The sequence below is a fragment of the Falsiroseomonas sp. genome, assembly GCF_051860665.1.
Classification (GTDB): domain Bacteria; phylum Pseudomonadota; class Alphaproteobacteria; order Acetobacterales; family Acetobacteraceae; genus Falsiroseomonas.
Window position 1 is genome coordinate 21861 of the sequence record NZ_JBHYDM010000014.1, and the last position, 14842, is coordinate 36702.

16 protein-coding genes, 1 tRNA gene and 1 pseudogene are annotated in these 14842 nt (G+C 70.7%); 6 read left to right on the top strand and 12 right to left on the bottom strand.

Going from position 1 to position 14842, the window contains the following annotated elements:
* The first annotated feature begins 137 nt into the window (after positions 1-137).
* Positions 138-1754 carry a GMC family oxidoreductase gene (locus tag ACTIF1_RS15360; protein ID WP_439597317.1) on the top strand — a complete coding sequence of 539 codons (1617 nt, stop codon included), beginning with the start codon at positions 138-140 and terminating at the stop codon, positions 1752-1754.
* 26 nt (positions 1755-1780) lie between these two features.
* On the opposite strand, the gene ACTIF1_RS15365 is transcribed toward ACTIF1_RS15360, so the two are convergent.
* From ACTIF1_RS15365 to ACTIF1_RS15400, 8 genes and pseudogenes are all read right to left on the bottom strand, one after another.
* Complete coding sequence (locus ACTIF1_RS15365) at positions 1781-1981, bottom strand: hypothetical protein (RefSeq protein ID WP_439597423.1); 201 nt, start codon at positions 1979-1981, stop codon at positions 1781-1783.
* Positions 1982-2051: 70 nt separating this feature from the next.
* Positions 2052-2255 (bottom strand): annotated as a pseudogene (locus ACTIF1_RS15370) (hypothetical protein); the annotation flags it as partial.
* A gap of 78 nt (positions 2256-2333) precedes the next feature.
* Positions 2334-2409: transfer RNA gene (locus ACTIF1_RS15375), tRNA-Lys, on the bottom strand.
* Positions 2410-2507: 98 nt separating this feature from the next.
* Entirely contained in the window at positions 2508-3659 is a 1152-nt protein-coding gene (rodA, locus tag ACTIF1_RS15380) for a rod shape-determining protein RodA (RefSeq protein ID WP_439597318.1), read from the bottom strand.
* Complete coding sequence (gene mrdA, locus ACTIF1_RS15385; protein WP_439597319.1) at positions 3656-5545, bottom strand: penicillin-binding protein 2; 1890 nt, start codon at positions 5543-5545, stop codon at positions 3656-3658. The genes rodA and mrdA overlap by 4 nt, the downstream gene beginning before the upstream one ends.
* Positions 5546-5759: 214 nt before the next feature.
* On the bottom strand, positions 5760-6293 hold the full coding sequence (locus ACTIF1_RS15390) for a rod shape-determining protein MreD (protein ID WP_439597320.1): 534 nt from the start codon (positions 6291-6293) through the stop codon (positions 5760-5762).
* Positions 6294-6307: 14 nt separating this feature from the next.
* Complete coding sequence (gene mreC / locus ACTIF1_RS15395) at positions 6308-7171, bottom strand: rod shape-determining protein MreC (RefSeq protein ID WP_439597321.1); 864 nt, start codon at positions 7169-7171, stop codon at positions 6308-6310.
* 36 nt (positions 7172-7207) lie between these two features.
* Positions 7208-8251, bottom strand: coding sequence for a rod shape-determining protein (locus tag ACTIF1_RS15400; protein WP_439597322.1), 1044 nt, complete (start codon positions 8249-8251; stop codon positions 7208-7210).
* Between the two features lie 326 nt (positions 8252-8577).
* Between ACTIF1_RS15400 and ACTIF1_RS15405 the strand changes: the two genes are divergently transcribed.
* Together ACTIF1_RS15405 and ACTIF1_RS15410 are read left to right on the top strand one after the other, a co-directional pair.
* Positions 8578-8811, top strand: a complete 234-nt coding sequence (locus ACTIF1_RS15405; protein WP_439597323.1) for a YMGG-like glycine zipper-containing protein — start codon at positions 8578-8580, stop codon at positions 8809-8811.
* Positions 8812-9009: 198 nt separating this feature from the next.
* A complete protein-coding gene (locus tag ACTIF1_RS15410) occupies positions 9010-9597 on the top strand; it encodes a hypothetical protein (RefSeq protein WP_439597324.1) in 588 nt (195 codons plus the stop codon).
* Positions 9598-9602: 5 nt separating this feature from the next.
* Here the strand turns inward: ACTIF1_RS15410 and ACTIF1_RS15415 are convergent, their stop codons facing one another.
* The 4 genes from ACTIF1_RS15415 to ACTIF1_RS15430 form a co-directional block, all read right to left on the bottom strand.
* Positions 9603-11444 (bottom strand): ABC transporter ATP-binding protein/permease, encoded by a 1842-nt coding sequence (locus ACTIF1_RS15415; RefSeq protein ID WP_439597325.1) that lies wholly within the window; start codon positions 11442-11444, stop codon positions 9603-9605.
* Positions 11445-11450: 6 nt separating this feature from the next.
* Positions 11451-12167 (bottom strand): hypothetical protein, encoded by a 717-nt coding sequence (locus ACTIF1_RS15420; RefSeq protein ID WP_439597326.1) that lies wholly within the window; start codon positions 12165-12167, stop codon positions 11451-11453.
* Positions 12168-12189: 22 nt separating this feature from the next.
* Positions 12190-12354: a DUF1328 domain-containing protein gene (locus ACTIF1_RS15425; protein WP_439597327.1), complete on the bottom strand. Its 165-nt coding sequence runs from the start codon at positions 12352-12354 to the stop codon at positions 12190-12192.
* Positions 12355-12457: 103 nt separating this feature from the next.
* Positions 12458-13219 carry a PhyR family response regulator anti-anti-sigma factor gene (locus tag ACTIF1_RS15430; RefSeq protein WP_439597328.1) on the bottom strand — a complete coding sequence of 254 codons (762 nt, stop codon included), beginning with the start codon at positions 13217-13219 and terminating at the stop codon, positions 12458-12460.
* A gap of 57 nt (positions 13220-13276) precedes the next feature.
* On the opposite strand from ACTIF1_RS15430, the gene ACTIF1_RS15435 reads away from it, so the two are divergent.
* The 3 genes from ACTIF1_RS15435 (at position 13277) to ACTIF1_RS15445 (ending at position 14763) form a co-directional block, all read left to right on the top strand.
* Entirely contained in the window at positions 13277-13819 is a 543-nt protein-coding gene (locus ACTIF1_RS15435) for a sigma-70 family RNA polymerase sigma factor (RefSeq protein ID WP_439597419.1), read from the top strand.
* A gap of 65 nt (positions 13820-13884) precedes the next feature.
* Positions 13885-14502 carry a sigma-70 family RNA polymerase sigma factor gene (locus ACTIF1_RS15440; protein ID WP_439597329.1) on the top strand — a complete coding sequence of 206 codons (618 nt, stop codon included), beginning with the start codon at positions 13885-13887 and terminating at the stop codon, positions 14500-14502.
* Positions 14503-14565: 63 nt separating this feature from the next.
* Positions 14566-14763, top strand: a complete 198-nt coding sequence (locus ACTIF1_RS15445) for a hypothetical protein (RefSeq protein WP_439597420.1) — start codon at positions 14566-14568, stop codon at positions 14761-14763.
* Positions 14764-14842: the final 79 nt, after the last annotated feature.

The following is a 14842-nucleotide window of genomic DNA, read 5'->3' on the forward strand; positions in this document are numbered from 1 at the left end:
ATGGGTTGCGCCCGTAACACGCGCGCTCGACGGCGTGGCGCGCCACCCATAGCTCACGCTTATCGCGATAAGCATCCGCCTTTCCCGATCGCCTTCCTGCCTGTGCGTTTCGACGGAACCAGATGGAGATCCAGATCATGAGTCATTCCACGGCACGCGAGGACGCCGATTCTGCGCGCCGCGCGCGCGACAACCAGGCCCGCCTGAAGGCCCAGCCGAAACCCCGCTACGACGTCATCGTCTGCGGCGCCGGCTCCTCCGGCGCCGTGATCGCACGGCGGCTGGCCGAGAATCCGGAGGTCGATGTGCTGCTGCTCGAGGCCGGCTTGCATGATGAGTCGGAATCGGTCCTGAACCCCGCCTTATGGCCAACCAATCTCGGCTCGGAGCGCGACTGGGGATTCCAGGCGCAGCCCAATCCGCACCTGGGCGGTCGGCAGCTGCCGCTGTCGATGGGCAAGGGCCTCGGCGGTGGCTCGAGCATCAATGTCACGGTCTGGGCGCGCGGGCATCGCAGCGACTGGGACCACTTCGCGGCGGAGGCCGGCGATGACGCATGGGGCTACGACAATGTCCTGAAGATCTATCGCCGGATCGAGGACTGGCAGGGCGCGCCGGACCCGCAGTATCGCGGCACCGGCGGTCCGGTCTGGGTGCAGCCCGCCGCGGATCCGAGCCCGATCGCGCTGGCCATGCTGCAGGCCGCGGGAGAGATCGGCGTGCCGGTCTACGAGCATCCCAACGGCCGCATGATGGAAAGCGAGGGCGGCGCCGCCATCAGTGACACGCTGGTCCGCGACGGTCGCCGGCAGTCCCTCTATCGCGCCTATCTGCATCCCTGGCTGGATCGGCCGAACCTGACCGTTCTGACGGGCGCCCTGGTGCGGCGCGTGCTGTTCGAAGGACGGCGTGCCACCGGCGTGGAATTCCTGCGCGGCGGGCAGGTGCTGACGGTGCAGGCGGGGCGCGAGGTCGTGCTCTCGATGGGCGCCATCCAGACGCCGAAGGTGCTGATGCATTCCGGCATCGGCGATCGGGCTGAGCTGGGGCGCGTCGGCATTCCCTTCCGCCAGCACCTGCCCGGCGTCGGCCGCAACTTCCAGGACCATGTCTCCTTCGGCTGCACCTGGGAATATGCGGAGCCGATCGCCCCGCGGAACAGCGGCAGCGAGGCCACCATGTACTGGAAGAGCCGGCCCGATCTGGAGGCGCCGGACCTGCTGTTCTGCCAGGTGGAGTTCCCGGTACCGAGCGAGGCGACGGCGGCGCGTGGGGTTCCGGCGCATGGCTGGACCATGTTCGCGGGCCTCGCCCATCCGGCCAGCCGTGGCCGCATGCGGCTGCAGGGCAGCGACCCGCAGGCGCCGCTGGCCATCGAGGCCGACTTCCTGTCCGAACCGGCGGATATGACGACGGCCAAGGCCTGCATCGAGCTGTGCCGCGCGCTGGGCAATGCACCCGCCTTCCGCCCCTTCGTGCGTGGGGAGGTGATGCCGGGCGCGCTGCAGGATGCGGCGCTGGAGCTCTATATCCGCGAGGCCGCCGTGACCTACTGGCACCAGAGCGGCACGGCTAAGATGGGGCGCGACGACATGGCGGTCGTCGATTCCGCGCTGCGGGTCCATGGCGTGGAAGGTCTGCGGGTCGCGGATGGGTCGGTCATGCCGCGGGTGACGACCGGCAATACGCAGGCGCCCTGCGCGATCATCGGCGAGATTGCGGCCGAGAAGATCAGGCAGGCGCACGGCATGTAGCGGCCCGGCGAGGGGCCAGCCTTCGCTCAGCCGTCGCCGTTATCGCCGATGGCGTCGCGCAACTGCTGCAGGCAACGGTTCAGGCGCGCGAGCTTCTCCGGCGCTGCGCCGGAGGCCGCCTGCAGCGCCGTGGTGAGGCCGACGGAGCGAGACTGCACACCGCGACCGCGCGGGGTCAGCGAGACGACCACCTGGCGCGCATTCGCGGCATCGCGGGCGCGACGCACCAGCCCGGCGGCTTTCCAGGCGTTGGAGCAGAGGTGTCAGCGTGCTCGATTCCAGGGAGAGCCGGTCCGCGATACCTCCCACCGTCTGGCGATCCTGCTGCCATAGAACGTTGAGCACCAGGTATTGCGGATAGGTGACGCCCAGCCTGTCCAGCAGCGGCTTGTAGAGGCGCTGGATCGCGAGGCCCAGCGAATAGACCGTGAAGCAGAGGTGGTCGTCCAGGGGCACCACCGCCCTCGCCTGCCTTTTCATATCCGCCGTCCTGCCCCGCATGATGCGACCCGGCGCCGGATGCTTATCGCGAAAGGCAAGCCTGGCCCAGGCTCGCGCAGCGGTGGGGGGGGGGGAGAATGGTGGGCGCTGTAGGGCTCGAACCTACGACCCGCTGATTAAGAGTCAGCTGCTCTACCAACTGAGCTAAGCGCCCGCGCCAGAACTTGGCGAGGACGGCCGTTTAAGCGGCGGCGGGGGGTTTGTCCAGCCCGCCCGGACCAAAAGCGCACACAAAGCCGCCATGTCCCCAGGTCATTGCTGGTCGCGGGCCGCCACCAGTTCCGCATCCCGGTGCACATGGGCGGACATCAGCAGCCCGAAGCCCACCATCGCCGTCAGCATCGCGGACCCGCCATGGCTGATCAGCGGCAGCGGCACGCCGCCGACAGGGATCGCCCCCGTCACCATGGCGATATTGACGAAGACATACATGAAGAAGTTGGTCGCCAGCCCCACCGCCAGCAGCCGCCCGAACTGATGCCGGCTGCGCAGCGCCACCAGGAAGCCGAAGGCGATGACGCAGGCCAGCAGGCCCAGCACGCTCAGTGCGCCGACCAGGCCGAATTCCTCGGCCAGCATGGTGAAGATGAAGTCCGTCTGCTTCTCCGGCAGGAAGTTCAGGTGGCCCTGCGTGCCCTGCAGGAAGCCCTTGCCCCAGAAGCCGCCCGATCCCAGCGCGATCTTGGACTGGATGATATTGTAGCCCGCCCCCAGCGGATCGCTCTCGGGGTCCAGGAAGGTGGTGATGCGGGCGCGCTGGTAGTCGTGCAGGTGGTCATAGGCGATGGGGGCGGCGACCGCGACGCCGCCCAGCACGATGGCGAATTTCCACAGCCGGACGCCGGCGGCGAAGAAGACGGCGCCGCCCACCATCATGGTGATCAGCGCCGTGCCCAGGTTCGGCTGCTTCAGGATCAGCCCCGCGGGCAGCAGTACCGCCAGGATGGGCGGAATCAGGAACAGCGGATTGCCCATCTGCTCCCAGGACGCCTTGTGGAACCAGGAGGCAAGTGCCACCACCAGCAGGATCTTCATCAACTCGGACGGCTGCAGTTGGAAGCCGCCCAGGTCCAGCCAACGCTGCGCCCCGCCGCCCACCTGGCCATGCAACGCCACCATCACCAGCAGGCCGATGCCGGCCGCATAGCCCAGCCAGGCGAAGCGCGCGATCAGCCGGATATCCACCAGCGCGATGGAGAGCATCAGCACCAGCCCGAAGCCGAAGCGGATCGCATGCTTGGCCGCATAGGGCTCCGGCCCGCCGCCGCCCGCCGAATAGAGCGCGACATAGCCCACCGCCCCCACGGCGCAGAGCATCAGGACGAAGATCCAGGGGATCTGCCACAGCTTCTCCAGCACCCCCGTGCCGCGTTCCCGCAGCAGCAGCCGCCGTTCGAATCTCACGGCCGTGACCCGCCGGGCGGCCGCGCTTCCGCAACGCGTGCCCCGAAATTGCCGCCCGGCCCCGGCCGCAATTGCTGGAAAGCCTCCACCAGCACGTCGCGCGCCAGCGGCGCCGCCGCGGCGGAGCCGGAACTGCCATGCTCGACGATCACGGAGACCGCGAAGACCGGGTTGTCATAGGGTGCGAAGGCCACGAAGAGCGCATGCGGGCGCCATTCTCGCGGCACCTGCTCCACCCGGAAGCCCCGCTCGCGCTGTTCGCGCGTCACGCGGCGCACCTGGGTCGTGCCGGTCTTGCCCGCCATGGCGCCGAATTCGGTCGGCAGGCGGGCTGCCCGCGCGGTGCCGCCCTGCTCGTTCACCACCGACCACATCGCCTCCCGCACCAGGCGCAGGTCGCGCTCGGGGATGCCGAGGCTCGGCCAGTCCTCCGCCCGTACGCCGCGCACCAGCCGCCCGCCGATGCTGCGCGTGAGGTGCGGCTGCACGGCGCGGCCGGTGGCCAGGCGGGCGGTCATGGTGGCCAGTTGCAGTGGCGTCAGCTGGTAGAAGCCCTGGCCGATGCCATGCACCACCGTATCGCCCAGCGCCCAGGGCCGGCCCTGCTGCTGCCGCCACTCGCGGGTCGGCATCAGCCCGGCGCGGATGCCCGGCAACTCGATATCCAGCGGCACGCCCAGGCCGAAGCGCCGGCCCATGGCTGCGATCTTGTCGATGCCGACCCGCTTGGCCATTTCGTAGAAATAGACGTCGCAGGACAGTTTCAGCGCGGTCCGCATGTCCATCGCGCCGTGGCCGGAGCGGTTCCAGCAATGGAAGCGGGTCTCGCCGAGGTCCATGTGCCCGGGGCAATAGACCCGCTCCCCCGGCGTCACCACCCGCGCCTCCAGCGCCGCGAGCGCCACCACCATCTTGAAGGTGGAGCCCGGGGCATAGAGGCCGTTGGTCGCCTTGTTGATCAGCGGCGTCGCGCGATTGCGGGTCCATTCCCGCCATTGGGCGGGGGAGACGCCGGAATTGAACAGGTTGGGGTCGAAGGAGGGCTGGGTGGCCATGGCCAGAACCTCCCCGTTCCGCGCATCCATCAGGACGACGGAGGTGCCCTCCTCGATCTTGCCGCGCAGCGTCTTGGTGAGGGCGGCATCCACCGAAAGCTGCACATCCTGGCCCTGCACGCCCTCCCGCCGGTCCAGCTCGCGGATGATGCGGCCGACCGCATTCACCTCCATCTGCACCGCCCCGGCGCGGCCGCGCAGCACAAGGTCGTGGTGCCGCTCGATGCCCGAGCGGCCGACGCGGATGCCCGGCAGTTCCAGCAGTGGGTCGCCATCCATGTCGCGCTCGGCCGGCGGCGCGACATAGCCCACGATATGCGCCAGGTGCTCCGCCTCGGGGTAGATGCGGGTGGTGCCGACATCGACGCTGATGCCCGGCAGGTCCGGCGCATTGAGCTCGATCCGCGCCATCTCCTCCCAGGTCAGGAAGTCCCGCACCGTCACCGGCACGAAGCGCCGGCGGCGGCGCACGTCGCGCTCGACGCGAGCGCGTTCCTGGTCGGTCATCGGCACGATGCGGCTGAAGGTCTCCAGCGTGGCGCCGACATCGGTGGTCTGCTCGGCGGTCAGCAGGGCGCGCCAGTTCAACTGGTTGCCGGCGATGACATGGCCGTTGCGGTCCAGCACACGTCCCCTCGGCGGGGCCAGGAGGCGGGCGGAGAGGCGGTTCTCCTCGGCCAGCGTCGCATAGCGCTCGCCCTCATCCACCTGCAGCCGGTGCAGCCGATGCGCCAGGAAGCCCAGCAGCCCCATCTGCCCCAGGCCGAGCGCCAGGGCACGCCGGCTGAAGATGCCGCGGACCCGCTCCTCCTCCCGCTGCTTGCGGCTCATCCTTTCAGGCCCTCAAACGGCGGGCGCGCGCTCCGCGCGCTTGCCTTCGCGCCGGTGCACTGGCGCGCCTGGCGGGACTGTCGGTCTGGGCGCGGGCCGCAGGTGGGCGCAACGGACCCTGGCGGTGAGCACGCCCAAAAGCCCTCCCCCCCACCTATGGGGGGGAGGGTTGGGTGGGGGGGGTGCGCCAGCACGGGACTGCCCTCGCCCGCCATCACGGCGTCTCCTCCGCCCGGCGCATCACGCCGTGGATGCGGCTGAGGACGAAGGCGAAGGCGGGGTAGAGCCCCGCGGTCAGCGCCGCCTGGTGCAGCGCGGGGGCCGCGGCCGGCAGGTTCCAGGCCAGCAGCGCGGTGAGCAGCCAGCCCAGCGCCGCGGCGGCCGCGGAGAAGGCGCAGAAGGCCAGCCAGACGAACATGAAGCTCTGCCGCACCAGGAAGCGCCGCCAGGCGACCGCCAGGGCATGCGCCACCAGCAGCGTCACCACCCCCGTGCCCAGCGGCGCCAGGGTCAGCAGGTCCTGCAGCAGGCCAAGCAGGAACACCGCCGGCGGCGGCATGGCGCCGGGGCGGAAGACGGACCAGAAGACGATGCAGGGCAGCGCCGCCGCCGGCACCAGCCCCGGCACGCCCGAAGGCCCCGCCGCCAGCACCAGCAGCAGCACCGTGCCCGTGGCCGGAAAGGCGGCCCGCGCGATATCGTCGAGCCGTCGCAGCAGCCCGGGCGATGGCTCTGGGCGTCCGACCACGGGGGCGCGGGCGTTCAGCGCCGCGGGCGCGGCTCGGGCCGCGCAATGGCCTCGGGCGGCAGGATCCCGCCCAGGCCGAAGTCGAACAGCCGCACCACGTCCAGCCGATCCGCCCGCGCAAAAAGCTCCACCTCCGCCACGCCGCCCTCGGTCCAGCGCACCACGCCGACCGGCAGCCCGGCCGGGAAGGCGACGCCCTCCGCGCTGGTCACCACCCGCTCGCCCTCCGCCGGGCGGCTGCCCTCGGACCAGTGCTGCAGCCGCGGCCGGGCGCCATTGGTGCCCACCATCATCGCCCGCACCCGGCTGCCCTCCAGAGTCACCGGGATACGGCTGTTCATGTCGGTGGCCAGCAGCACGCGGGCGGAGCGCGTGCCCACCTCCGTCACCCGCCCCACGAAGCCGCGCTCATCGAGCGCGATCTGGCCGCGGCGGACCTGCATCTCGGGCGGGATGGAGAGCAGCACCGCGCGGGCATAGACGCCGCCGCCATCGGCCACCACGCGGGCAGTGTGGAAGGCCGGCGCCCGTTCCGGCACGAAATCCAGGTGCCGGCGCAGCTGGGCATTCTCCGTCTCCAGCGCCAGGGCGGCGGCCTGCCAGCGGCGCAGCCGCTCATTCTCCTCGCGCAGCCGGGCATTCTCCTCCCGCAGCACCAGCAGCTGGTGGAAATCCTCCACCGCATCGCGCACCGCGCGGGCAGGCTCGGCGAAGGCGGCGTAGAAGGGGGCCAGGGCATCGGCCAGTGCGATGCGCGCGCGCTCCGCCAGCAGCGCATCCGCCTTGCCCAGAAGCATGGTGCCAAAGGCGGCCGCGATCAGCACCGGCAGGGAAAGCCGTGCCAGGGCCTGGCGGAGTGGAATGCTGAGTCGGATCAAGCGCCTCTCCCCCCGGCTGTTGGGCCTAAGCCCCTATCAGTACATGGAAGTCAGCACGTGGCGAAGCCGCTTCATTTCCTCAAGGGCCCGCCCGGTGCCGAGTGCGACGCAGGACAGCGCCTCCTCCGCCACCACCACCGGCAGCCCCGTCGCATCCCGCAGCACGCCGTCCAGACGGTGCAGAAGCGCGCCGCCGCCGGTCAGCACGATGCCCTTGTCGACGATATCGGCGGCGAGCTCGGGCGGCGTGTTCTCCAGCGCCACCCGCACCGCCTCGACGATCTGGATCACCGGCTCATACAGGCTTTCGGCGATCTGGCGCTGGCTGACGATGACCTCGCGCGGCACGCCGTTCATCAGGTCGCGGCCCTTCACCTCGGTCATCGGGCCTTCCTCGCCCTCCTCCGGGGCGGCGGCGGCGCCGATCTCCATCTTGATGCGCTCGGCCGTGCTCTCGCCGATCAGCAGGTTATGGTTGCGGCGGATATAGGAGATGATGGCCTCGTCCATCTTGTCGCCGCCGACGCGCACGCTGCGGGCATAAACGATGCCGCCGAGCGAGATCACCGCCACTTCCGTGGTGCCGCCGCCGATATCCACGACCATGGAGCCGGAGGGCTCCGTCACCGGCAGGCCGGCGCCGATCGCTGCCGCCATCGGCTCCTCGATCAGCAGCACCTTGCGGGCGCCGGCGCTCTCCGCCGATTCCTGGATGGCGCGGCGCTCGACGGCGGTCGATCCCGAGGGGACACAGACAATGATCATGGGGGAGGCGAAGGACCGCCGGTTATGCACCTTGCGGATGAAGTGCTTGATCATCTCCTCCGCCACCTCGAAGTCGGCGATCACGCCGTCCCGCAGCGGGCGGATGGCGGCGATATTGCCGGGGGTGCGGCCGAGCATGAGCTTGGCCTCCTCCCCCACCGCCAGGACCTGCTTCTTGCCGCGGTGGTCGGAGATGGCGACGACAGAGGGCTCGTTCAGCACGATGCCCCGACCCTTCACATAGACCAGCGTATTCGCGGTGCCGAGGTCGATGGCCATGTCGGCCGAGAGGAAGCCGAACAGGCGGGAGAACATGCAGCCGGAGCCTTCCGAAGGTCGAAGATGCCACCGCGCAGGCCCGGCCGTTCCGGGCCAGCACCAGGCGGAACCGCCTGGATCTGGCCCCGTCCGGTCCGACGCTTCCGCGGGGTGGCGCGAGGCGCTTCCGATACCCCTCCCCCGCCCCGACCTCAAGCCCCGTGACGCGAAGGGCGGTGCAGGGCGGCCATTCCCCTGGCGAAGACGGCGGGCCCGCCCCATCTGCCGAAGGATCCGGTCGCACGAAACCGGAATGGTGCCGTGAACCCGGATGCAGGATCCGCGTTAGGGCAGCAGGATCGAACCCCAGAGAGGAGCCCCCCATGCGCCACCTTCCCATGTTGCTGCTGGCCGCCGCCACCCTGGCCGCCTGCGGCCAGACCACCGGCGACCGTGCCGTCTCGGGCGGCCTGCTCGGCGCCGGTGCCGGCGCCGCCATCGGCTCGCTTTCGGGCAGCGCCGGCACCGGCGCGCTGATCGGTGGCGCCGCGGGCGCCGCGGGTGGCGCGCTGACCAGCCCGGGCACGGTGAACCTCGGCCGCCCGGCCTGGCGCTGAGGCGCCGCCGCGCCGGTCCACGCCTGCACCTGTGACCGGCACGGCTGATTGACGCGACCGCAGCCGCCCGCGAAGCTTCCGGCCCAGCCCGGAGGCCAAGCGGTGCGGCGATTCCTTCTTCTGTCCGGCCTTCTTATTCTGGGAGGCTGTGCGACCCAGTCCGGCACGCAGCCGGCTGCGACGGCCGGGCCGGCCGCCATGGGCACGCCCGATGCGGGCCGCGGACTCGCCAAGGACTCCACCGAGGCCGTGGCGCCGGCCGCCCGAAGCCCGGAATTCAGCAGCCTGGAGCGGCTGCCCATGGCCCTGGCGGAGCTGCCCCGGGTCTCGCTGGTCGAGGACCAGACGCCCGGCATCATGGGCGGCGCCATTGCCGCCTATCGCGGCCCGGCCTTCTCCATCACGGTCTTCCTGTTCCGCCGCAGTGCCGAGCCGGTACCGCCGGGCCCGGATTCGCTGCCCATCCTCTCCGAGCTCATCTCGTCCTCGGCCGCGGCCCGCCAGGCCGCGACCAGGGTCTTCGGCCCGACGCAGGAATCGCGCCTGGTGCGGATGCAGATCCGCGGCGGCGTCGTCCTCTGCCAGCAGCACACTTATCGAGCCGGCCCGAATGAGGTGCACGACTTCCATTGCGTCACCAGCCAGGACGGCCGCCTGCTGAAGCTGTGGATGACCTTCAGCCTGCAGCCCGGGGAACATGAGCGGGCGCAGCGCGGGGTGGCGGCGACGCTGGCCCTGATCCAGGGCCACCTGTCCGGCCCGCCCGCCGCCACGACGCGGACCTGACCCGCTCAGCTCCGCCGCAGCATCCGCCGCAGCGCGGCCCGGCCGCCACTGGCCTTCTGGCCCCGCTCCCGCCCCGGCTTTCGCCGAACCTCCAGCCGCGCCCCGTCCGGCGCGCGCAGCAATTGCAGCGTGCGGTCGTGATAGACATCGAGGCCCGGCCGGTGGCCGATCGAGATCAGCGCGCTGCCGTCCAGCTCCTCCCGGAACAGCCGCATCATCTGGTCCTGGTTCTCCTCGTCCAGCGCCGCCGTCGCCTCGTCCAGGAAGACCCAGCGCGGCTTGTGCAGCAGCAGGCGGGCGAAGGCCAGGCGCTGCTGCTCGCCGAGCGACAGAACGCGGTCCCAGCGCTCCTCCTCCTCCAGCCGCGCCACCAGGTGGGGCAGGCCGCAGCGCTCCAGCGCCGCCAGCTGCTCCGCCTCCGGGAAGTGGTCGGTGGCGGCCGGGTAGGTCAGCGCGGCGCGCAGCGTGCCGAGCGGGATATAGGGCCGCTGCGGCATGAACTGCATGTGCTCCCGCGGCGGAATCCGGATCTGGCCCGAGCCCCAGGGCCAGAGGCCGGCGATGGCGCGGAACAGGGTGGACTTGCCGGTGCCGCTCTCACCCACGATCAGCACCTTCTCCCCCGCCTTGATCTCCGCATTGGCGCCCTGGATCACGACATTGCCGTCGGAATGCGCAACCTGCAGATTCCGGAAGGACAGCAGCTCCGGCTCCTCACCCGGCTTCTGCTCCACCACGTCGATGCGGGTCTGGCTGGCCATGGCTTCCGCCATGTCGAAGGTATCCTCCAGGTCCACCACGCGCTCCACATGGCTGCGCCAATCGGCCAGCTTCGGGAAATTGTCGACGAACCAGTTCAGCCCGCGCGTCACCTCGAGGAAAGCGGAGGTGATCTGCATCAGAACGCCCAGCGTGATGGCCCCGGCGAAGTAGCGCGGGCTGGCGACCAGGATGGGGATGACGCCGGCGGCCATGCCATAGACGCTGGTCAGCCACATCAACCGCCGCTCCCGGTCATAAAGCTCCTTCATCACGGAGACGACGCGGCCGAAGGCGCGCTGCAGGCCGCGATCCTCATCGGCCTCGCCGCGGATCAGGGCGATGCCCTCGCTGTTCTCGCGCATGCGGATCAGGGCGAAGCGATGGTCGCTCTCGGCCTCGTTGCGGCGGATATTGATGCCGACCATCGGCCCGCCGATCCACATGGTGGCGATCGAGCCGAAGGTCGCATAGAGCAGCGCGCACCAGACCATGTAGCCCGGGATCTCGAACTCCGTGCCGCTATAGGACATCCGCAACGGGCCCGAGAGCGACCACAGGATGCCGAGGAAGCTGGCCAGGGTCAGGATGGCGCTGAGCAGGCCGATGGAAAGGTCCACGGCCATGGCCGTGGCCCAGCGCGTATTCTCGCTGATCCGCTGGTCCGGATTGTCCGCCGCGCCGGGCAGGAAGTTCAACTGGTAGTGCCGGCCATGCTCCAGCCAGCGGCGCTGCAGCCGGTGCACCAGCCAGCGCCGCCAGCCCAGCATCAGCGCCTGCCGCGCCCAGAGCTGGCCCACCGCGGCCACCATGGCCAGGCCGGTCAGCAGCGCGAACATCCACATCTGGCCGTAGAAGGCCGGGCTGTCGCGGTTCTCCAGCGCGTTGAAGAAATCGCGGTTCCAGAGGTTGAAGCGCACCTGCACGCCGATCTGGAAGATCGTCAGCGCCAGCACGGCGGCCGTGAGAAGCCAGGCCCGCCGGCGATCGCCGGGGGAGGTGTAGTAGCCACGGGCCAGGCGCCAGAAGCGGCGCATGAGGCCCTCCTGCGGCGGGAGGTCGATGGCCGCAGGGATCTGGTCGGACATGGCGGCTCAGCGTTGCGGCTGCGCGGCGGGCGCAGGCGGGGGGGAAGAGGCAGGGGTCTCGGCCGGCTGTACCGGGCGCAGCGCCTCGGCGGTCTCGCCGATCCGCTCGGCGGCCAGGGCCCGCCCGGCCTCACCCGCGAAGCCACGGCCCTCGGCGGCGAGGCGGGCGCCGGCGCGCAGCAGCGCGCGCAGCGGCTCCGCCGCGCCGGGCGGCAGCACCACCACCGTGCCATCCTCCAGCACCGCGCCGGCCAATTGGCCCTGCGGCGCGAAATAGGGCGCCTTCACGGTGCCGGAGACGGACAGGGCCTGGGATCGTTCGGAGGGCGCGCCGCCGAGGCGCCAGTAGAAGCGTTCGACCACGCCCGGCTCCGCCTCCTGGGATGCGGCGAAGGCGAGCATGGTGATGACCGGCGCCTGGCGGGCGCGGATGCCCCAGACGATCAGCGGTTGGCCGGGTTCCGCCGCGCGGCGGACCGCGGCGGCCATGTCGGGCGGAAAGACCACTTGCGGGCCCTCCCGGAACATCAGGGCATCCGTCTCTCCGGCCGGATTGACCAGGTAGCGTTCCACCGTGCCGGTGAAGGCTGGCAGCTGGGTCGGGTCGAACCAGAAATGCGCCCGTGGCGGCGGGCTGGCGGGCGCGGCCGGCGCCGGCACCTGCGCCAGGGCGGGCCCGGCGCCGAGAATCAGGGCCAGGGCCAGCCCCGCCATGGCACGCATTGCGCGCGATCCTCTGCTGGGGTCAGTTGCTGCGGAAGGCGCCGAAGACCAGGCTCAGCAGGAAGAGCACGATGAAGATCGCAAACAGGATCTTGGCGATGCCGGCGGAGGCCGAGGCGATGCCGCCGAAGCCGAAGAGGCCGGCGACCAGCGCGACCACGAGGAAGACGAGGGTCCAGTAAAGCATTGCGATCTCCGGCTTCTGACTGCGCCGGGTGAACGCCAGCCGGCCGGATCGGTTCCGGCACAAACCCTGCAGCGCGCCGCCTTTTTCTGGCGCGCCGAGACCTTCAGACGGGGTCGAGATGCACCCCGCGGGTCACCGCCTGGTAGGTGGCGATGGCCAGCGTCGTCGGCTCGAAGGGCTTGGTGATGATGAAGGCAGGCTCCAGGTCCTGCCCGGTCAGCAGCCGCTCCGGATAGGCGGTGACGAAAATCACCGGCGCCTGGTGGGTGCGCATGATGCGCGCGACGGCGGAAGTGCCATCGCCCCCCGCGCCCAGGTTCACATCCGCCAGCACCAGGGAGGGACGCTCCGCCGCCGCGATCGCCACGGCCTCGTCCTCGGAGGCGGCGATGCCCACCACCTCATGGCCCGCGGCCTCCACCAGCTGCTGCAGGTCCAGCGCGATGATCGGCTCGTCCTCGATGATCAGCACGCGCGCCACGGCGCCGGCGCGCAGGTGGTTTCGCGCCGCGGCCAGGTGCGCCGCCGCCTGCTCCACCGCCAGCCCGAGGGCCAGTGCCGCCTGGTCCGTCTCCAGCTCCTCGAGCGAGGTCAGCAGCAGCAGCATGCGCTGGGTGCGGTCCAGCGCCGCGCCGGGGGCTTCCTCCGGATCCGGCGCATCGGATGCGATGCGGCAGATCGCGCGGTAGAGCGCCAGCCGACCCGCCATCCCGGCATCCCGCCCGCCGCCCACCGGCGCCAGGCCGCCCCGCAGCGCCTCACCCACCAGGCCGTCCCCCCGCGACTGGGAGCCGGTCAGGGCCCGGGCAAAGCGGCGTGCATAGGGCAAGGCGCCGATCAGCGCCGCGCGATCGATCTCGCTCATCGCCTTGTCATCTCCCAAAGGGGCGGCGCGCGCTGCCGCATGGCTACCAGACTTGATATGCAGTGCGGTGTGGACGAACAAGAGAACTCCGGCGCCTTGCGCGCCGTAATCGCGCAGTTGTTGCCGGAACTGCGCGCCGCCGCCCGGATGCTCACGCGTTCGAGAGCCGAAGCCGACGATCTGGTGCAGGAAACCGTTCTGCGGATGCTGCGCGGCCTGTCCAGCTTCGTGGCGCCGCCCGAGCTGGCGCATGACCCGCGCGCGGCCCTGCGGCCCTGGGGGCTGACGGTGCTGCGCAACACCTTCCGAGAGGGCTGGCGCCGGGCGCGGCGGGAGCGCGACCATGCCGAGGCCAATCCGCCGGAGGAAACCGCGACCCGGCAATCCGACCAGGAAAGTGCGCATGAGGTGCGCGACCTGAGCCGCGCCATCGCCCAGCTGCCGCCCGCGATGCGGGAGGCGCTGATGCTGGTGGCGGCGCAGGGCCTGACGATGGAGGCCGCAGCGGAGATCTGCCGCGTGCCGGTCGGCACCATGAAGGCCCGGCTTTCGCGTGCCCGGGCGACCCTTTCGCGCGCTCTCGCCCCTGTGAACGGGTAACGCGTCCGCGATGCAACCATCCCAACGGCCCGTTCATTCAGTGGGCATAGAGGATGGAGCAAACAATGCCGAACGAATTCCATGGCCAGGTCATCGCGCTGCTGCCCCGCCTGCGGGTCCAGGCCCTGGCGCTGACGCGGAATCGTGCCGCCGCCGACGACCTCGTGCAGGATGCCGTGGCCAATGCCCTGGCCGCGCAGAACAGCTTCACCCCGGGCACCAATTTCGCCGCCTGGATGCACCGCATCCTGCGCAACCGCTTCATCAGCACCCTGCGCAAGCAGCGCGAGACCACGGATATCGAGGATGTGCCGGCGGGCGCCTTCGCGGTCAGCGCCACGCATGAGGATCGGCTGATTCTGAAGGAACTCGGCAATGCGGTGAACCGCCTGCCGGCCGACCAGCGCGAGGCGCTGTTCATGGTGGTGCTGCAGGGCATGTCCTATGAGGATGTGGCCGAGGCGACGGGCTGCGCCGTGGGCACGGCCAAGAGCCGCGTCTTCCGCGCCCGCCGCCAGCTGCAGACCTGGCTGACCGGCGAGGAATCCGCCGAGGCGACCACCGAGGAGCAGCGGAGCGAGCGGGAGCGGGTCAGCGGCCGTGGCGCCCAGCGCGCCTCCGGCTCCTCGGTTGACCGTGGCGCCCGCCGTTCTGGGGTTGGCGAACACCATCTGCTGGCTTAAGTCGAAGCTGCAAGGTGCTGCGCGGGACAGGGGTCACGCTCAGCACCGGCTTCGGCGATGGACATGGACAGCAGCGACAGCAGCAAGCCGGCGCCCCCTCCCAAGGCCACCAAGCGCAAGGGAGAGCGCGCGGGCAGCGACGCCTTCGATCTCTGGCTGCAGCGTGGCCTGCACCAGCTGTACGACAACGTCGCGGCGGAACCCATTCCGCCCGAGCTGATGCGGCTTATCGAGGAGGATCGGACACGGCGCGGCAGATAGGCGGTGCCGGTCCGGTATGATCCAAAGCCCTTCATGAAGGACGCCCCAAGGCGCTTGTGGAGACTGCCCCGCCCCCAGG